Origin of the sequence: Bacillus sp. B1(2022) (assembly GCF_040259625.1) — a bacterium.
GTDB lineage: Bacteria > Bacillota > Bacilli > Bacillales > Bacillaceae > Bacillus > Bacillus velezensis.
The window spans coordinates 103,078-121,370 of sequence record NZ_JANIFO010000007.1 but is presented as its reverse complement, the minus strand read 5'-3'; the positions used below and the strand labels follow the sequence as shown (position 1 = coordinate 121,370).

The 18,293-nt window shown below is 45.6% G+C and carries 16 protein-coding genes; 8 read left to right on the top strand and 8 right to left on the bottom strand.

What is annotated here, in order from left to right; genetic code table 11:
- Position 1 precedes the first annotated feature (1 nt).
- Complete coding sequence (locus NQS30_RS13730; RefSeq protein ID WP_218791322.1) at positions 2-1,147, bottom strand: cysteine desulfurase family protein; 1,146 nt, start codon at positions 1,145-1,147, stop codon at positions 2-4.
- A 193-nt stretch (positions 1,148-1,340) separates the two neighbouring features.
- Here NQS30_RS13730 and brnQ point away from each other — a divergent pair, with 193 nt between their 5' ends.
- The gene (gene brnQ / locus NQS30_RS13725; protein WP_003152412.1) at positions 1,341-2,681 is read left to right on the top strand and encodes a branched-chain amino acid transport system II carrier protein; all 1,341 of its coding nucleotides are present in this window, start codon (positions 1,341-1,343) and stop codon (positions 2,679-2,681) included.
- Between the two features lie 113 nt (positions 2,682-2,794).
- Here brnQ and ezrA read toward each other — a convergent pair whose 3' ends face one another.
- Positions 2,795-4,486, bottom strand: coding sequence for a septation ring formation regulator EzrA (gene ezrA, locus NQS30_RS13720; RefSeq protein WP_132105492.1), 1,692 nt, complete (start codon positions 4,484-4,486; stop codon positions 2,795-2,797).
- A 195-nt stretch (positions 4,487-4,681) separates the two neighbouring features.
- Here ezrA and hisJ point away from each other — a divergent pair, with 195 nt between their 5' ends.
- Positions 4,682-5,494 (top strand): histidinol-phosphatase HisJ, encoded by an 813-nt coding sequence (hisJ, locus tag NQS30_RS13715; RefSeq protein WP_017418367.1) that lies wholly within the window; start codon positions 4,682-4,684, stop codon positions 5,492-5,494.
- Here hisJ and refZ read toward each other — a convergent pair.
- Positions 5,484-6,107 (bottom strand): forespore capture DNA-binding protein RefZ, encoded by a 624-nt coding sequence (gene refZ / locus NQS30_RS13710; RefSeq protein WP_032866509.1) that lies wholly within the window; start codon positions 6,105-6,107, stop codon positions 5,484-5,486. The two genes, hisJ and refZ, sit on opposite strands and share 11 nt — an antisense overlap.
- A 125-nt stretch (positions 6,108-6,232) precedes the next feature.
- Between refZ and NQS30_RS13705 the strand changes: the two genes are divergently transcribed.
- A complete protein-coding gene (locus NQS30_RS13705; protein ID WP_007408037.1) occupies positions 6,233-6,715 on the top strand; it encodes a GAF domain-containing protein in 483 nt (160 codons plus the stop codon).
- Between the two features lie 34 nt (positions 6,716-6,749).
- On the opposite strand, the gene NQS30_RS13700 is transcribed toward NQS30_RS13705, so the two are convergent.
- The gene (locus tag NQS30_RS13700) at positions 6,750-8,498 is read right to left on the bottom strand and encodes a sensor domain-containing diguanylate cyclase (RefSeq protein WP_007408036.1); all 1,749 of its coding nucleotides are present in this window, start codon (positions 8,496-8,498) and stop codon (positions 6,750-6,752) included.
- A 290-nt stretch (positions 8,499-8,788) separates the two neighbouring features.
- Here NQS30_RS13700 and rpsD point away from each other — a divergent pair, with 290 nt between their 5' ends.
- Together rpsD and NQS30_RS13690 are read left to right on the top strand one after the other, a co-directional pair.
- The gene (gene rpsD / locus NQS30_RS13695) at positions 8,789-9,391 is read left to right on the top strand and encodes a 30S ribosomal protein S4 (RefSeq protein ID WP_003152406.1); all 603 of its coding nucleotides are present in this window, start codon (positions 8,789-8,791) and stop codon (positions 9,389-9,391) included.
- A gap of 252 nt (positions 9,392-9,643) precedes the next feature.
- On the top strand, positions 9,644-11,014 hold the full coding sequence (locus NQS30_RS13690) for an aldehyde dehydrogenase (RefSeq protein WP_218791323.1): 1,371 nt from the start codon (positions 9,644-9,646) through the stop codon (positions 11,012-11,014).
- Between the two features lie 137 nt (positions 11,015-11,151).
- Here the strand turns inward: NQS30_RS13690 and NQS30_RS13685 are convergent, their stop codons facing one another.
- The 4 genes from NQS30_RS13685 to hmpA form a co-directional block, all read right to left on the bottom strand.
- Positions 11,152-11,709 carry an SMI1/KNR4 family protein gene (locus tag NQS30_RS13685; RefSeq protein WP_218791324.1) on the bottom strand — a complete coding sequence of 186 codons (558 nt, stop codon included), beginning with the start codon at positions 11,707-11,709 and terminating at the stop codon, positions 11,152-11,154.
- Between the two features lie 337 nt (positions 11,710-12,046).
- Positions 12,047-12,454, bottom strand: coding sequence for a hypothetical protein (locus NQS30_RS13680; protein WP_069007596.1), 408 nt, complete (start codon positions 12,452-12,454; stop codon positions 12,047-12,049).
- Between the two features lie 853 nt (positions 12,455-13,307).
- Positions 13,308-14,657: a collagen-like protein gene (locus NQS30_RS13675; RefSeq protein WP_306430582.1), complete on the bottom strand. Its 1,350-nt coding sequence runs from the start codon at positions 14,655-14,657 to the stop codon at positions 13,308-13,310.
- A gap of 1,176 nt (positions 14,658-15,833) precedes the next feature.
- Positions 15,834-17,024: an NO-inducible flavohemoprotein gene (gene hmpA / locus NQS30_RS13670; protein WP_218791325.1), complete on the bottom strand. Its 1,191-nt coding sequence runs from the start codon at positions 17,022-17,024 to the stop codon at positions 15,834-15,836.
- A 160-nt stretch (positions 17,025-17,184) separates the two neighbouring features.
- Here hmpA and NQS30_RS13665 point away from each other — a divergent pair, with 160 nt between their 5' ends.
- The 3 genes from NQS30_RS13665 (at position 17,185) to NQS30_RS13655 (ending at position 18,168) form a co-directional block, all read left to right on the top strand.
- The gene (locus tag NQS30_RS13665; RefSeq protein WP_141137932.1) at positions 17,185-17,256 is read left to right on the top strand and encodes an SWIM zinc finger family protein; all 72 of its coding nucleotides are present in this window, start codon (positions 17,185-17,187) and stop codon (positions 17,254-17,256) included.
- A 5-nt stretch (positions 17,257-17,261) separates the two neighbouring features.
- Positions 17,262-17,489, top strand: a complete 228-nt coding sequence (locus NQS30_RS13660) for a hypothetical protein (protein ID WP_007408759.1) — start codon at positions 17,262-17,264, stop codon at positions 17,487-17,489.
- A gap of 169 nt (positions 17,490-17,658) precedes the next feature.
- Entirely contained in the window at positions 17,659-18,168 is a 510-nt protein-coding gene (locus NQS30_RS13655) for a type 1 glutamine amidotransferase domain-containing protein (RefSeq protein ID WP_218791326.1), read from the top strand.
- The last annotated feature ends 125 nt before the right edge of the window (positions 18,169-18,293 follow it).

Sequence of the window (18,293 nt, the reverse complement as noted above, 5' to 3'; positions counted from 1 at the left end):
GCTACCTCATCATTTTTTTTAGTTTTTGAACAGCCGGCACCAGCGCGGCCATAAACGGCTCCGTGATGTCAGCCGTATGGCTGAAGTTCAGGCTGACTCTGATGCTGCTTGATGCAATCTGTTCGCCTTTATTCATTTGCAGAAGAACATGGCTCGGTTTGTGCTCTCTTGCCGAACATGCCGCGGTTGTGGAAACATATATTCCTTTTTCCTCAAGCATGTGCAGCAGCACTTCCGCCTTCACGCCCGGAACGGAAAAATTAATGATATGCGGCGCGCTGTTTTCAGCGGGGGTGTTGATAACGACCCCATCCGTCCCGCTCAGCCTTTCCATGAGCGCATTCTTGGCAGCCTCCACGGAAGAAAGCCGCTCGTTCATGTCACGCGCGGAAAGATTGATCGCTTTCGCAAGGGAAACGGCGCCTGCCGTGTGTTCCGTTCCGGCGCGGACGCCTTTTTGCTGCGAGCCGCCCGTGATAAGCGGAATGAGCCGCGTTCCTTTTTTGACGATAAGCGCTCCTGTCCCTTTTAAGCCGTGAAACTTATGCCCTGAAACGGTGCAAAGGTCAATGCCCGCTTCTTCTATAGACAGCGGAACTTTATGAATGCCCTGCACATGATCAACATGAAACAGAATATTCCGGTGCTGCTTCAAAAACCCGCCGATTTCCTTTACGGGCTGAATGGAGCCGACTTCGTTATTGACATGCATGACGCTGACGATTATCGTATCCGGCCTGATAGCCGATTTGACGTCTTTCAAAGAAACGAAGCCGTTTTGATCGGCCGGAAGATATGTGACTTCAAAGCCGAACAGCTCTGTCAGCTGATCAAGTGTCTCCGTCACAGAAGGATGCTCAATCGCCGAAGCAATGATATGCCTTCCTTTACTCATGTTTGCCCAGGCCGCTCCCTTTAACGCAGCGTTATTCGCTTCAGTCGCGCCTGATGTAAATACAATATCATAATTTTTTAAACGCAAGGTTTTTTTTATTTGCTGAGCGGCCGCTTCAAGGAGCTGTTCCGTCTCAGTTCCTAACCGGTGCAGAGACGAAGGATTGCCGAAATACCGGCTGCTCGTCTGTTTATACACTTCCAAAACCTCTTCATACGGCTCGGTCGTTGAGCTGTTGTCTAAATATATCATTTTTTTTACTCCTTTAATGAAAACGGTACATCGTATGATATTTATGCTACCATAACAAAAGTAAATATAAATTCGCAATAAATCGAGTATTGACTTCTCTGTACATTGCCATATAATAAGTAATGTTCGTTTTGTTATATTATCTGACAATTAATTGACAGAATATTTCAACATAGTATTTAGGAGGATTTTTATGAAACACTCACTACCTGTCAAAGATACCGTTATTATCGGTTTCATGCTTTTCGCACTTTTTTTCGGGGCAGGAAATATGATATATCCGCCGGAGCTCGGGCAAGCGGCGGGGCATAATGTCTGGAAAGCGATGGGCGGTTTCTTACTGACCGGCGTAGGTCTGCCGCTTTTGGGTATTATCGCCATCGCATTAACGGGCAAAGACGCAAAAGGGCTTGCCGATAAAGCTCATCCGGTATTCGGGACTATTTTCACCGTTGTGCTTTATTTATCAATCGGGCCGCTTTTCGCGATTCCGAGAACCGGAACCGTTTCATATGAAATCGGTGCAGTTCCGTTTTTAAGCGGCATTCCGGAAAGATTATCTTTATTTGTTTTCACGTTGATCTTTTTTTCTATTACGTATTATTTAGCTCTTAATCCTTCCAAAATCGTTGACAGAGTCGGAAAGATTTTGACTCCTATTAAATTCGGTATTATTTTAATCATCGTCGTAAAAGCCATTGTCACTCCGATGGGCGGACTGGGCGCCGTACATCAGGCATATTCCGGAACGCCGGTGTTCAAAGGATTTTTGGAAGGCTATAAAACAATGGACGCGCTCGCCTCGATCGTCTTCGGCGTCGTTGTCGTCAACGCTGTTAAAAGCAGGGGCGTCACCCAGCGTAAAGCGCTCGCCGCCGCTTGTATTAAAGCGGGTCTGATTGCAGCGGCAGGTTTGACATTCATTTATTTATCTTTGGCCTATTTGGGAGCGACAAGCACGGACGCTGTGGGGCCGCTCGGCGAAGGCGCAAAGATTTTATCAGCTTCATCTGATTACCTGTTCGGTTCACTGGGAAACATCGTTCTCGGCGCCGCCATCACCGTTGCGTGTTTAACGACAAGCATCGGGCTTGTCACATCTTGCGGCGAATATTTTTCAAAATTGATTCCCGCTTTATCATACAAAATGGTGGTTACGATTGTCACGCTGTTCAGTCTGGCGATTTCAAATTTCGGACTTGCTGAGATTATTGCATTTTCAGTTCCTATTTTATCAGCCATTTACCCGCTGGCGATTGTCATTATCGTCCTTTCCTTTATTGATAAAATCTTTAAGGAAAGACGCGAAGTCTATATCGCCTGCCTGATCGGAACAGGGCTGTTCAGTATCTTGGACGGTTTGAAGGCAGCAGGCATTCCGCTCGGATCATTAGATTCATTCTTAAACGCAAATCTTCCGCTTTACAGCATGGGAATCGGCTGGGTGCTTCCGGGCATTGCCGGAGCGATCATCGGCTGCATTATCACGTTTTTTATCAGCCCGCCCATCGAATTAAATAAAGCAAAATCGTAACATTCAGCGCCTGCGGTTTGATGTATATCAGCCGCAGGCGCTTTTTATATTCCGTGAGAAACTAAAAAACTGCACCTCTGATTTCCATCAGGGTGCAGTTTTTGCTTATGCGTCTATGAAGCAGATTGATCAGCTTTAATTTTTTTCACGGCGCCGGGAGCTGCTTTTTCAACAGCATCTGCCGCCATCTCATAAGCTTCATTATAGCTGTAAGCATAAAACAGCCGTTCCGCTTCTTTCAGCTGTTCGGATAAAATATGATTCTGGCTTCGGAAGCGGTTGCCGTATTGGATGATCCGCTCAATCAGCTTCACCTGAATCACAAGATCTTCCGCCTCTTCGCTGACTTCCTCAACCACCTTTTCGGCTTCAGCCAGATGTTTGGCGGCTTCCTCCATGTTCAGCGGCAGCTCTTCCAATTGGCTGACGGTTTCTTCTATATGATGATTTGCCGTCTCGAGCTTGTCCTTGACTTGTTCAGGAATTCCCGGCACGTTGCTTTTTTGCAGCATTCGGGCCGTGTCAGAAATGGTTTTCCGAAGATGCATCAGCGTTTCCCGCGCCTGCAGTTCTTCTTTTCTGAGCGCCTGCAGATTTTCACGGTATTCGGCATGTTCTTTCTGAGCCTCTTCCAGCTGCTTTTCGATGGCCTCGACTTCTTCAATCAGCAACGAGTAAGCGACATGCTCGCCGTCAAGCTTTTCTCTCGCCTGCTCAAGGAGCCGGCCGATCGTTTCCAGCTGTTTTTCGAAGGCATGCTGCCTGCTGATTTCTCCCGCCGTCAGCTGATAGCTTTCCTTGACGAGCTCCGTTTCGGTTTTTGTGCGGTCTTTTTCTTCCTCAAGCTTCTCATACGCGATGATCAGCTCAGGCATTTTGCTTAATACGGACTGTCCGGCTTCCACTTCGCCTTCCAGCTGTTCATACATCGATTGAATGGTTTCATCAATCAGCTGAAGGATGGCGGACGCTTCGTCGACATCCAATTCTTCTAAAAGCGCGTTTTCGGCCCGTTTCACTTGATTTGTGAGTGTATCCAGCTCTTTTTCGATTTGAATATGCTCCAATTTGTAGCCTTTTTCCGTCATTTCCCGGTAGCCGTCTTTCAGCTTGGCAATTTGGTTCGGCACGGTCTGTTTACAGTCCGCAAGCAGTTTCGGAACGTCATCTATGTATGTCTGAAGCTGATCCAGTCTGCGGTCCTGTTCAAGCAGCACTTTTCTCGCTTTGATGTAATTGCCGCTTTCCGTCTCTTCTTCGAACTCTTTTATGCCGCTCCAGATTTCGTCGAGATCCGTCTCCAGGCTGTTATAAAGCTCTCCGTAGAGATGGCTGTACGCCAGAAGGTTTTTCCGCGCTTTTGAATACCGCTCACGCACCTGTTCAATCTCTCCGCGGCTTTTTTCCTCGCTCGTCACAAGGTCGCTGATCTCACGCAGTATGCCTTCTATATTTGATTCGGCTGCAGTGAGGAGGTCGTCGATGTGGACAAGCACCTGATTCGCTTTTTTAAACCGGTATTTGTCGGCGTTCTCTTCGGCATCATAAAGGAGCTCTTCTACTTTCGGCAGATGGGCTGTGACAATTTCATCCCACTCCTCGCGCCATCTTTCAAAGAACTCTTCCGTCTCTCCGGTCATTTTCAGATGTTTGATCTTGGACATTTCTTCCACTATCGAACGGTTTAAAATTTCAATCTTCCATGATTCCAGCCGGTCAATTTCCGTATAAATTTTTTTCCTGAAAAAGTAGCCCGCCGCAAAGAGCGCGAGCAGTATAACCAATAATCCGATGACTAACTCCATAATGAGCCCCCTTGTTGTTCTCTTAATCTGTCAGGGTGTTTTATGTATTCAGAAAGATTTCAATATATGTATTGAGAAAATCTGTCGTTTTCATTGTTATTATGATACCATGTAACCAACATTTTTTGACCAGAAATCAAAAACTTTTTGCATAATTTCGGCAGGATTCTGCAATTTTTTAATGGAGTGACACAAATGGAAAAACGAGACGCTCATATCCACACGCCTTTTTGCCCTCACGGCTCGAAGGATGCGCTGAAACAATATGTCGAAAAGGCCCTGGAAAGAGGCTTTGACTCGATCACATTTACAGAGCACGCCCCCCTTCCTCCGTCATTTCAAGATCCCGTACCGCTTCAGGACAGCGCGATGGATCTCAGACAGATGGAGGTTTATTTGGAGCGGCTGTCACAGCTGAAAAAGGAATACGATGGACAAATCAGCATTCTGACTGGACTTGAAACCGATTTTATCACAGGGTATGAAGAGGAAACCGCGGCGTTTCTGAACACGTACGGCCCCTCACTGGATGACGGCATTTTATCCGTTCATTTTTTGAAAACCGGTCCGTCTTATATATGCCTCGATTTTGACGAGCACGCCTTTCAGCAGCTTGCCGACCGCTTCGGAAGCGTTGAAGCCGTATATGAACAATACTATGAAACCGTGTATTCTTCCATTGTAACACCGCTCGGCCCCTTTAAGCCAAAACGGGTCGGCCATATCACGCTCGTCAAAAAATTCGCGCGCCTTTTCCCTTACAGCATGTCACCTCAAATAAGAGAGCTTGCGGCCCGCTGTCTTGACGCCGTGAAAGAACACGGAATGGAGCTGGATGTGAATACATCCGGGCTCAGAAAGAAGTTTGCCGGGGAAGTATACATGGAGGATTGGATGGCTGAGACGGCGAAGCAAAAAAAAATCCCGCTCATATTCGGGTCGGACGCCCATCAAGCGGAAGATGTCGGCAGTTCCTACGAAACGTACAAAAACATCATTACTTCATAAGCGCCGCATCAGGCCGTCGGAACACGCTTTCGATCCAGATCTTCACCTCTTCAAAATACCTTTTATAAAAGTACGGCTCATGAGGCTGCATATAGAGCACCTCCGTAATATATTGAGGCTGGAGATACGGCATCATCAAGAGGGATTTCAATTGCAGAATAAAATGCGGCACGGGCAGCGTCAGCCGCCTGTGGCGTGACTGCCCTTCTTCAATCACCAGCTGGAAAATATATTTTTCTTTCATTAAGTAAGTAGACATAATTTCCCTGATAAGCACGGAATCAATCGTCACTTCCCGGTATACAAACCGCGTTAATTGACGGTTATCGTGCTGATAGGATAAAATATCGAAAATCACCCGCAGGATGCGTTCCTGCGCGTCTTCACCCTTCATACTGACGGCGGCTTTTTCCAGCGCTTCAGTATAGCCTTCGTAAAACTCGGAAACTAAATGTTCCATTAATCCGCCTTTCCCTTTAAAATAGTAGGAGATGTGCGCAACATTTACATCAGCTGACTTTGCGATTTCACGGACGGACGTGCCGGAATAACCTTTTTGGTTAAACAGCTGGACAGCGGCGTTAATAATTTTGTCTTTGGTGCTTACTTTCATACGGCTCACCCCTTTATGTGTAACAATTCAAGCAGAAAGGCGCCGTTCCTGTAAGAACTTCTCGACAAATGCCGGCAGAACGGCCGGAACTTTGTTTGATATTATAGAAAAAGTGAGGGTTTTCCATGTTTCATGTCGAAAAACAATCCGGAGATAAAGAAAAAAGTTATCAGCTTCTGCTTAAACAGCTCGAAGCCATGACAGAAGATGAAACGGATGCGATCGCAAATTACGCGAATGCGTCAGCGCTTTTATACCATTCATTACATGAAGTCAACTGGGCGGGGTTTTACTTCGCTAAAGAGGGCGAGCTCGTGCTCGGACCGTTTCAAGGACTTCCTGCCTGTGTGCGCATTCCGTTCGGCAGAGGCGTATGCGGCACTGCCTACTCTAATGGCGACGTGCAGCGGATTGCCGATGTGAATGCGTTCCCGGGACATATCGCCTGTGACGCGGCTTCCCAGTCAGAAATCGTTCTCCCGATCCGCGTAAACGGTGAAGTGATCGGTGTGCTGGACATTGACAGCCCCGTGAAAAACCGTTTTGATGAAACGGACGAAACCTATTTAGCAAAGTTTGTTGAAACGCTTGAAAAACGATTAGGATAAAAAAAGGAGCCCGGCCGGCAGGCCGGCTCCTTTTTTATGTCGTCGTGCTGTTTTGATGGATGATCAGCCGGTTTTTGCCGTTCCGTTTGGCGATATAAAGCGCCTCATCCGCTTGCTGAACGAGCAATTTCAACGGCATCGGGCCGGTCTTTGACCAGCAGGAAACGCCGCAGGAAATCGTCACGCGCGGCTCGGTATTTTCCCGGATGGCGCGAACCAGCCTTTTAGCGATGCGTTCTCCGGATGACACGTTGATATTCGGCAGATAGACAGCCAGCTCCTCGCCCCCCCACCTCGCAGCGACATCATGCTCACGAATATGGTTCTTCATAACGGAGGCCACCTGAATCAGGATCGAATCTCCCGTTTGATGACCGTATGTATCATTAATATTTTTGAAATTATCGATATCAACGAGGATGAATACACCCCGTTTATGAATTTTCATGCTGTATTGAATTTTCTCATCCAAATAGGTTCTTGAATACAGCTCCGTCAGCTGGTCTGTCTGAACAAGATGCTCAAGCCTGTCGCGCAGCATGGAGTTCGTGACCGCCAATGTCGCATGGTGAATGAGCGCTTGAAAAAGCTTATACATTTCAAACGTAAAAGCATACAAATCCTTTTTCAATAAAATCGCGAACCCGAAGACGGTGTCATTTTCGATCATCGGCACCGCCATCAGCGAGCCGAAACCGTTTTCGCCGAATACAGTCTTTCCGCTGCCGATAAACACGCCCTTTTCTCCCTCGAACAGCTTTTCTTTCACAATGCTGATATAGGGGTTCGCACGTTCTGTCTTAAAAAAAGCGGTATGTCCCGGAAGCAGATTTTGCGTCTCAAAATGATCAATATGAAAAAAAGCCACTTCTTCCGCATGAAACGATTGGGTCATAATGGCGGCGAGCTCCCGCATCGTATCAGTGAGTCTGAGGCGCTGATTCAGCTGGCGCGATGTTTCATTAATGAGCTCCAGATTCGCAATGCTTTTTTTCGATTGCTCATAGAGCTGCGCATTTTCAAATGCTTTTCCCGCTGCGCCCGCAAGCAGCAGCATTTCACTGAGAGTACTGCACGAAAGAACGGCATCCTGCAGCCCCTCCGTCTTCAGAACCCCGTAAGTCCCCTGCTGGCCTTTGATCGGCAGATAAGCAGATGACCTGCCTTTTCTGAGCAGTCTCCCCGATAAATAAACCTTCAGGGCAGACGGATCGGCATCTTTTCCGTCCATATGTAATTCTTTTGCGGGAAGCTGTCTGTCCGTATCCTGATCCTGCGTGATAAACAGTGAAAAACGGAAAGACCGGAAAGCCGTACTCAAACTTGCCTGCAGTTTTTCCAAAACCTCATTTTGGTCCAAAAGCGAATGGAACATTTCTGTCATTCTGTGAATTTTCCGCTGATGCTTCGTTTTGTCAAACAGCCCGCTTTGTCTCACAGATTGATTAATAAACTGAGTAACGATCTCAGGCAATGATTCCGGGATCGGCAGCCCGCCTTCCGAGCACAGATAAAAGGATCTGCCGGAGGTCTGATTCCTGATCATAAAACGGCCGTCACTCTCTTTCAGCGGAGCATAATGCGGTTCATCTTCTGTTTTTATGGTGAAACGTGTTGATTCTGCCGGTGAAAGGGTCAATGAAAGAGATGTAAAGCAGGATTCTAGAGCTGAGGCCAGCCATAACAGCGAGTCGGATAATGAGACGGATTCAGATTTCGTTAAGAAAAAAGAAAGCATTTTCTGATGAAAGGCCGTCACTTCATCAATTGTTTGTTTTTTCATTTTTATCACCTAAACATGTACTACTCATTTTTGTACATTATATCATAAACCGGCACTCTTCATGGAGAAATGGTTGACGGCGGCGGGGAAAAATCATATAATGTTCTTTGTGTGAAATATTGCAGCCTTTTTGTTCAGCTTCTGTGTTTGCATTTTGTTCCTTAGCTGTAAGGTGTATCGTGTAACTCTCTGCTGCTGGAGCGAGGATACATGAAAACAAAATGTGCACGGTCGGATCGAACAGACGGTTTTTATTTTCCACAAAATAAAACCAAAGGAGGAGTCACATTATGGCTCGCTATACAGGTCCATCTTGGAAACTGTCTCGCCGTTTAGGAATCTCTCTTAGCGGTACAGGTAAAGAATTAGAAAAACGCCCTTACGCACCAGGTCCCCACGGTCCGGGACAGCGTAAAAAACTATCAGAATACGGTTTGCAATTGCAAGAAAAGCAAAAACTTCGTCACATGTACGGTGTAAACGAACGTCAATTCCGCACATTGTTTGACAAAGCTGCAAAAATGACTGGTAAACACGGCGAAAACTTCATGATTCTTTTAGATGCACGTCTTGATAACGTTGTGTACAAGCTCGGTCTTGCACGCACTCGCCGTCAAGCACGCCAATTAGTTAACCACGGTCACATCCTTGTTGACGGAAGCCGCGTTGACATTCCGTCTTACCAAGTAAAACCTGGTCAAACAATCGGTGTTCGCGAAAAATCAAGAAACCTTTCTATCATCAAAGAATCTGTAGAAGTAAACAACTTCGTTCCTGAGTACCTTACTTTCGACGCTGAAAAGCTTGAAGGTACATTCACTCGTCTTCCAGAGCGCTCTGAGCTTGCTCCGGAAATTAACGAAGCGCTTATCGTTGAGTTCTACTCCCGTTAAGTAAAACGCTCTTTAAAGAGCATTGGATTAAACCCCGGACATGTTGTAATGACAATGTTTCCGGGGTTTTTCTTTTGGGCTGTCAGAATAATGGGCAGATGCTCCTCTCTTTATTAAAAAAGCCCCTGTCCGGGGCTTTTTTTATGTGCCTACTGGCTTTTCAGCTACATGCACATTAGAAACCCCCATTTGACAAGCAGAAGAAACTTTCCACATAATAAATCACCATACCTTACAAAAAGGAGAGACGAAATGAACAGCATCCCCTCTATCGTCAGCAAGCACAAAGCCTATTTTGCGGCGGGGCATACGAGACAGCTAGAAACGAGACTGAACATGCTGCAAAAGCTGAAACAAGCCATCAAAACACAAGAAGCCGATATAACAGCCGCTCTCTATCAGGATCTCCACAAATCCGAACAGGAGTCGTACACAACAGAAATCGGAATTGTACTGGAGGAAATCAGTTTTGTGATGAAGCGGCTGGGAAAATGGATCAAACCGAAACGAGTCAAAACGCCTCTGACTCACCTAGGCTCGAAAAGCATCATTATCCCTGAGCCATATGGAACCGTTTTGGTGATTGCGCCTTGGAACTATCCCTTGCAGCTGGCGCTTTCTCCGTTGATTGGAGCCATTGCAGCGGGAAACACGGTCGTTCTCAAACCGTCAGAATATACGCCGGCGGTTTCCGCTGTTCTTTCCAAACTCATCAGCAGCGTTTTTCCGAGTGACTATGTCGCTATGGCAGAGGGCGGACCCGACGTCAGCACTGTGTTATTACAGCAGCCCTTTGACTATATTTTCTTCACTGGAAGCGTTGCCGTGGGAAAAATCGTCATGGAGGCCGCCGCCAAACAATTAATTCCCGTTACCTTGGAGCTCGGCGGCAAAAGTCCCTGCATTGTCCATAAGGATGCTGATATACAGCTTGCCGCCAAACGCATCGTCTTCGGGAAATTTACAAATGCAGGGCAAACCTGCATCGCACCGGATTATTTATTTGTCCACCAAGATATCAAAATGAAGCTCACAGAAGAAATGAAGCGTGCGATCAGCGTATTTTACGGTCCTCACCCTGAACAAAATCCGCAGTACGGCAAAATCGTCAGTGAACGCCACTATCAGCGGCTGCTCAGCTTTTTGAATGATGGCATCCCGCTCACAGGCGGACAATTTAATCCTGATCACCACAAAATAGCGCCGACGATTCTAGATCAAGTGAAGGATGACTCTCCAGTGATGCAGGAGGAGATTTTCGGGCCGATTCTTCCGCTGTTTACATACGGCGATATCAATGAAGTCATCGAGAAAGTCCAATCACGCCCAAAGCCGCTCGCTCTGTATGTCTTCACCACAAACAAAGAAACTGAGCGCGCTGTTTTAGAGAATCTGTCGTTTGGCGGAGGCTGCATCAATGATACGTTAATGCATGTTGCGACGCCGTATTTGCCATTCGGCGGCGTCGGGGAAAGCGGCATCGGGAGCTATCACGGATTTGACAGCTTTAACACGTTTACGCACAAAAAAAGCGTCGTCAAACAAACGAACCGCTTCGACTTTGCTTTCCGTTATCCTTCTTCCAAAAACGGGCTGCGAATGATTCGGAAAATACTTAAATAAAAAAGCGCAGAGTATCTGCGCTTTTTATAAATCCTCTATACACCAATTAATCGGTTCGCCTTCCAAATTAAACCTATTTTTAAAAGTTCAAATCGAAGTCTAATAGTAAAAATGGACCAACCCAACTGTAGGAAAGGTTAATCCTCATCACCCTGGTGAGTCCTATAATAATTCTCAGCAGTATAGATATTCCACTCCCAAAAATTTGCTCCTTGAGACATGATATACCTATCTAAGAATATCTCAAAATTAAGTTGCATTGGTTCATACTCAATAAATCCGCGGAACCATAAATAGTTTGGATCTGTGGACATTTTGGTTTTGTCAATTAACAAATAACATCCGTCTAACAGATGTGCGACGGGAATAAACTGAGGCTCTAAAAAACCATTTTGCATATACTTTTCAATCTCTTCTACATTAAGAATATGCAAACCCCCACCCACATTCTCACCGTAAATCAACAAATCAAATATTCTGGCTCCGTTATGCAATTTTAAAAAGGTTTTATAATCTTCAGGAAGTGAGACTTTTATTTTCTTCTCAAAACTCTCAATCTCCAGATCTGTTGCACCTTTAGAGAAAGTACATTCTGTTTCTAAAAGCGCTCCTTCATTCCCTAAAATTTTCAAGCGGCCTTTTTCATCAATTAATTCTTTTAGACCTTGGAGCGTTTTTTCAACAAAAACTGCCATTGAGCCACCTCTTACTTATTAATATTTATCCCACCAAGGATTTAATAGGTTTTGGTGCATATCACGGGGGAGAGGGTACAAATTATTAAAATTATTCTTTCCCCCATACTTTAGCGGAAGCACATGGTGAATATCGAATGAACTCCAATTCCACTTTGGATCAACTTTGTCTGTTTAGGATAATATGACTTTGAGTATGATTTACCTGCTTTAATATTTTTACCTAAAAATTCTCTGTTATGGAGAAAAACCCTTCCGTATTTTCCGCTATAAGTGTTACTTTCATATAAATCGTTTCTTGCTTCGATAACTATCGGCTTTTCGCCAACTATGCTTGCTATTTTAATTGTGGTTGTGTGGATTTTTTGTTGGGGTCATATATTGTTGTGTAGGACATCGTAACTAAGCTAGCTGCTTTAGTGTGCGCTTTCTCTTCTTTTTTCTCAACGACTGGCACATTAACAATGTTGTTTTCTTCTTTAGCTAAGGGGTTCTTATAGGTAATTTCATTGTGGCTATCCTGTTTGGCAAGTTGTCGTGCCTCCTTAATGATGGAAGCCTGGCCATCATTATTGCTCTTAGCCACTCCATTCTTATCTACTGTTAAAGTTTCTTTTTCTTCAAAGGTTACTGGTTTTGCTAATCCAAACGAGTCCTCTTGTGTTGCTTTCGTTTGCGGCGAAAATCCAATAGCAATCAATAGAGTTGCGACAAGTAAACAGATTGAGTTTTTTAACAACCTCATACAAATCCTCCTTCATTTGTTTTCTGGTCTATCATGCTATATTTTTACTTTTATTTAAACAATTTGAAAATTAACCCTGCTCCCTTTAATAGGAGTTCCTTTTTGAGAAGTCCTAAAGTAACTGTTTAGTAGAGATTCGCGCTTTGCTTTTGTTTTAATCCTAAATGCCGTCAGGAATCATGGATTGCATATGCCGTTTGTGAGCCATATACGCCGTTAATAAGTTCTTTACCTTTTTATCTAGGCAATGATGGAGATCTGCTGACAAGCCTAAATCCGAACTGAATTCCTGTAGTTGCGCTGCCATGTCTTTTTTATGGATAATAACAGGGTTGAGATTTGGCACCCTTTCAGCCGCACACCTCACATTCTTTCCTAATTCCTCTAAGGCTTGACTAATTATTTTATGTAATCCCTCCAATCATATTCTTTCTAAACTGCCCCCGTACTCAGTCGTTAACCGCCAATCGTTTATCCCGAGATTTACCGGACGCAGTTTACAGAGAACATAAAACTTTTTTCATTACTCGAGAGACGAATACTGCCATAACTTTCTGGGAATATTTGATTTGTAAGAGAATACTGCTGCTGTACCACCCATAAGAGAAAAGCCTCCTACTGTGTTGACTCGCTTAACAGTTGGAGGCTTTTGTCCTTAAATTTAAAGCACCCTCCCTTGCGGGAAAGTGCCTGCCTGTTTATTACCTATTACCATAATACCTTATATAAAAAAATTAGATGAGTTTGCTTATATTTTAAATTTCTTCATCCTTCTAAAGCTGTATATTAAGCTCTATAAGCTTTTTTAAGTCATTCTCATTTCTTGTTTAATATGGAGATTTAAACCACTTATCTAATTTAATTTTTTGAGAACAATAGAAGCGTTTACGTTTGTTTGCGTTCCCCCTGCTAAAGTTTGAAGAGTAACTGCTGCTGCAGAAGTATGATTTACAAGAGTAAGAATGTCACCTGCTGCTAGAGTAATTATGGCCTGACCATTGTTCTGTTGAGTACCAGCTCCTGAACCGTAAACTGTGTTCGTCACCGGCCCTCCATTTACAAATAAAGTGAATTGGTTAGGCTCTACACCCGAGACTGAAAAAGTGACCTCGTAATCTCCTGGAGTGGTTACTATAATTTGAGCTGTTCCAGGGGCATGTGTAATGCCAGCAGTAGTGATTCCAGTTGAGTCAAAAATTACCGGAGCCTCTATAGCTACCGTTTCTGCACTTAGATTGTACACATAAGCATATTCTGATAGCCCAGATCCTGTGGCTCCGGTGGCTCCAGTGACTCCCGCCGCTCCAGTTACCCCGGTCGCTCCGGTGGCTCCGGTGGCTCCGGTTGGACCGATATCTCCTGTGGCTCCGGTCACTCCAGTGACTCCCGTCGCTCCAGTTACCCCGGTCGCTCCAGTGGCTCCGGTGGCTCCGGTAGCTCCGGCTGCTCCCGTGGCTCCTGTGGCTCCGGCTGGTCCGGTTGGACCGATATCTCCTGTGGCTCCGGTCACTCCAGTGACTCCCGTCGCTCCAGTTACCCCGGTCGCTCCAGTGGCTCCGGTAGCTCCGGTAGCTCCGGCTGCTCCGGTGGCTCCGGCTGGTCCGGTTGGACCGATATCTCCTGTGGCTCCGGTCACTCCAGTGACTCCCGTCGCTCCAGTTACCCCGGTCGCTCCGGTAGCTCCGGCTGCTCCCGTGGCTCCGACTGGTCCGGTGGCTCCGGCTGGTCCGGTTGGACCGATATCTCCTGTGGCTCCGGTCACTCCAGTGACTCCCGTCGCTCCAGTTACCCCGGTCGCTCCCGTGGCTCCGGTGGCTCCGGTAGCTCCGGTAGCTCCGGCTGCTCCCGTGGCTCCGGTGGCTCCGGCTGCTCCCGTGGCTCCTGTGACTCCGGTTGGACCGATATCTCCGGTGGCCCCGGTCACTCCTGTGGCTCCGGCTGGTCCGGTTGGACCGATATCTCCTGTGGCCCCGGTCACTCCAGTGACTCCCGCCGCTCCAGTTACCCCGGTCGCTCCGGTGGCTCCCGCCGCTCCAGTTACCCCGGTCGCTCCTGTGACTCCCGCCGCCCCAGTTACCCCGGTTGCTCCGGTGGCTCCGGCTGGACCGATAGCTCCTGTGGCCCCGGTCGCTCCGGCTGGTCCGGCTGGTCCCGTGGCTCCGACTGGTCCGGCTGGTCCTGTAACCCCTGGAATCCCTCGCACCCCTCGTAATCCTCGTTGTCCTACAATAACTTTTGTATAACAGATGGGACAGCACATACAGCAGTTTGGTTTCGGTAGTTTTTGTTTACATTTAGGGCATCTTCTATGCTGATCATAACCCATCAGCTGCTCATCTCCCTTAATGATTAATATATCATTATAATATGTTTAATTTATAAATAAGTGAGCACTAGTTTGATCCTCATTAAGTTTGTCAGCTGATCTTATATTATTTATCAATTTCTGTTTATAAATAACTCTTCACATTATTGTAATCCCTATTTGAATCGATGGGGACGCAGAAATATTTTGCCTTCCAGTCTACACTGCGGATTTTATCTGTTTCAACAATAAAAATTACATATTTGACAAAAAATCTTCTCTTTGATGCGTCTGACCGTTTCGCGGGAAACGCCAGAATGCAGAGCGATTTCACGATATTTCACCCCGTCTACTACAAAGACAGTCCGGTGTTTCTCGTCAACTATTTCTTCAGTAGCTCAATCAAGAAAATCAACAATAGATTCACATTTCCAGAGCCATTTTTCTCGGCGGTCCACTTGGCGTAATTCTGCCTGACGTTCGCCCTCTGATCCCCTCGGCATCCCCGCTTCATCTCAAATCGATTCTCAGATAAAAGAGCATCCCCAAACCTTTTGTTTAATATCAGTAAGCATAGATACAACCCCTCCCTGTACCGATTCCTCAAAAAAGTTACTCACTCTATTATTCCCCTCCCTATACTGCTATCACAAAACCCGAATATATAAATCCCATTGTATCCTGAAACTTTCATTTCTATCAGTTGTTATTTTTAATTTTAAAATACCGATTCCTCTTTTTGCTTTTGCCGCTCGTACACTAGCAAATAAGCGTTCATCCTGTCTTTAAACTTCTTTTACAAGTAAAAGGTCAGCGTCTCTTCCGGATTATGCAACCGTACCGTTTTTTTCTCACACACCAAAAATCCGAGCAGCAGGATAAGTGAGCAATAAACTCGCGGGCCATGTGTTTTTAACATGCGGCACTTATTTCATTCGATAATTAAGCGAGTTGAGACAAAAAGTGGTTTTCCTCTACAGAGTGATTCCTCAGCAACCCTTCCTTGCAAGAGAATAAAAAAAGCACCCAGTCCGGATGCTTCATACATTAAAATCATCGTCCTTCCTTCTTCAATCACACCATACTCAGCTGCGGTTCAAATAATTCATAGTGAATGGATTCCGGCGGTGTATTGAATTCAGAAATCAGCTTTTTCATTTCTTTAATGAATGACGGTGATCCGCACAGGTAAAAATCAGCATCTTTATCTGTCATCACTTCTTCTAACAGCTGTTTGTCAATCCGGCCTTCCCGAAAACGAATGTTTTCTGAACGGTCTTGTTCGGACGGCTCGCTGTAAATAAAGAGGGTGTCAACGGATGAGTGTTCCGCGGCTTCTTCAGCTTCATGCCGCAACGCATGATACTCTCCGCTCCTTGCCGCATGGATAAAGAGAACGTTTCGCCGCGGCTGGGTTTTGGCAACCGTCTTTAACATGCTGATCATCGGGGTAATTCCGACACCGGCACTGATGAGAACCAGATTCTTTTTGGAATCAGGATCTAATACGAAATCCCCGGCCGGAGCGCTGATCTCAATTGAATCCTTTTCGTGTAATTGGTCATGCAGATATGAGGAAACAACCCCGTCTTTTTTCACGGAAATCCGGTAATTATCCTTACCGGACACGTCGGATAAGCTGTACTGGCGGATATGCGTATAGCCCGTGTCCGGAATGTATACTTTTACACTGATATACTGTCCCGCTTTGAATTCGGGGAGAACTTGTCCGTCTTCCGGTTTTAAATAAAACGACGTTATCTCTTTGCTTTCTTTTACCTTTTTATCAATGTTAAACGCCTTATAGTCTTTCCAGCCGCCTTTTTGCGTTTCCGCTTGTTCATACATGTCCTTCTCAATTCCGATAAAAGCGTCTGCAATGACGCCGTATGCTTTTTCCCATGCCTGAATGACCTCAGGAGCAGCCCCGTCTTTTAGCACATCCTTTATCGCGATTAACAAGTACTTTCCAACGATTGGGTAATGCTCGGGCTTAACACCGATACTCCGGTGTTTATGGCTGATTTGTTTGACGACGGGAACGATGTTTTCCAGCCGGTCAATATTGGCTGCGGCTGCAATCACAGCATTCGACAAGGCCGTACGCTGTGTTTTTTTCTTTTGATTTGTCTGATTAAAGATATTCAGCAGCTCAGGGTGATGCTGAAACAGCAAGTCATAAAATCGGCCTGTGATTTCTTCACCATGCTCTTCTAAGACCGGCACTGTGCTTTTAATGATTTCAATCGTTTTTTCATCGAGCATTCTAAAAATCCCCCTAAAGATGTATGCATCTCGATTGACCTGAGAAAAGAATCGTTTTTGAATTCTTTTTTATAGATTTCCCCGCTCAAAAAGGGTTAGCCATTCCAATTTGAGGCGGATTCAGGAAAAATCAGAAAAACGAAATTGCAGCTGAAAAATTGTGGACTTGCCATGGTGTACTTGTCCGATGCAAAACCCTCCTTGTCAGCATTTAATAAAGTACGGGAGGTGAGATGAATGGGTAAAAAATCGAAAGTGTATTACTGTGACCCTAAGTATATTGTGACTGACAAGTATACTGACAAAGAAGTGGTTTACGTCCATCCCATCAAACACATTAACAGAGAGCATATCCGTTATGTTCCCCGCCACGTTTATAAGGAAGAAACAATTCACGAAGTCATTGATCCGGGCGATCCGGGGAAATGCGGGTGTAAAAAGCAGAAAAAAAGACGCAAAAAGTAATTGGTTCGATTTCTTGCCTTATCTCAGGTTAAACACGTAAGTTTCAGCAGACCTCCGTACCTTTTGGCTCCTCTTTTTCAGAGGGGTCTTTTTTCATAAGCAAATACGTTGTGAGGCGGGAATCTGCCTGATATTCTTGTCATATACAAATTCACAGGAGGCATGATGTATGAGCAAAAAAATCGCAGTTCTGATGACAGATCAATTTGAGGATATTGAATATACAAGCCCGGCGGAAGCATTTAAAGAAGCGGGCCACAGTGTGGTGACAATAGATTTGGAAGCAGGGAAAGAAGTGACGGGCAAGCACGGTGAGAAAGTAAAGATCGATCAAGCGATCTCAGACGCAGACCCCAAGGAATTCGATGCGTTATTGATTCCCGGAGGCTTTTCACCGGATCTTCTGCGCGGAGATGACCGCCCGGGTGAATTCACTAAAGCATTCATGGAAAATCAGAAACCCGTTTTCGCGATCTGCCACGGCCCGCAGCTGCTGATTGATACCGACCTTCTTAAAGGAAAAGATATCACGGGATTCCGCAGCATCCGCAAAGACTTAATCAATGCCGGCGCACATTATAAAGATGAAGAAGTCGTCGTGAGCCATAGCATCGTAACAAGCAGAACACCTGACGATTTGGAAGCCTTTAATCGTGAATCATTGAACCTGCTGAAATAAGAGAAAAGCACAGACCCGTTCAGTCTGTGCTTTTTTTATGGACTCTTAAAGAAACACCGTTCGTTTAGACCTATTCTCCGACCCATCCATAATAAGTAAAATAAAGAGAGGATGTTTTAAAACCC

Coding starts and splice junctions, on each gene's coding strand:
- hmpA (WP_218791325.1), bottom strand. CDS start 17,024: ATGCTCGATGAAAAAACGATTGAAATCATTAAAAGCACAGTGCCGGTC.
- NQS30_RS13700 (WP_007408036.1), bottom strand. CDS start 8,498: ATGAAAAAACAAACAATTGATGAAGTGACGGCCTTTCATCAGAAAATG.
- NQS30_RS13705 (WP_007408037.1), top strand. CDS start 6,233: ATGTTTCATGTCGAAAAACAATCCGGAGATAAAGAAAAAAGTTATCAG.
- NQS30_RS13730 (WP_218791322.1), bottom strand. CDS start 1,147: ATGATATATTTAGACAACAGCTCAACGACCGAGCCGTATGAAGAGGTT.
- NQS30_RS13655 (WP_218791326.1), top strand. CDS start 17,659: ATGAGCAAAAAAATCGCAGTTCTGATGACAGATCAATTTGAGGATATT.
- NQS30_RS13685 (WP_218791324.1), bottom strand. CDS start 11,709: ATGGCAGTTTTTGTTGAAAAAACGCTCCAAGGTCTAAAAGAATTAATT.
- NQS30_RS13680 (WP_069007596.1), bottom strand. CDS start 12,454: ATGAGGTTGTTAAAAAACTCAATCTGTTTACTTGTCGCAACTCTATTG.
- refZ (WP_032866509.1), bottom strand. CDS start 6,107: ATGAAAGTAAGCACCAAAGACAAAATTATTAACGCCGCTGTCCAGCTG.
- NQS30_RS13660 (WP_007408759.1), top strand. CDS start 17,262: ATGGGTAAAAAATCGAAAGTGTATTACTGTGACCCTAAGTATATTGTG.
- brnQ (WP_003152412.1), top strand. CDS start 1,341: ATGAAACACTCACTACCTGTCAAAGATACCGTTATTATCGGTTTCATG.
- rpsD (WP_003152406.1), top strand. CDS start 8,789: ATGGCTCGCTATACAGGTCCATCTTGGAAACTGTCTCGCCGTTTAGGA.
- NQS30_RS13690 (WP_218791323.1), top strand. CDS start 9,644: ATGAACAGCATCCCCTCTATCGTCAGCAAGCACAAAGCCTATTTTGCG.
- ezrA (WP_132105492.1), bottom strand. CDS start 4,486: ATGGAGTTAGTCATCGGATTATTGGTTATACTGCTCGCGCTCTTTGCG.
- hisJ (WP_017418367.1), top strand. CDS start 4,682: ATGGAAAAACGAGACGCTCATATCCACACGCCTTTTTGCCCTCACGGC.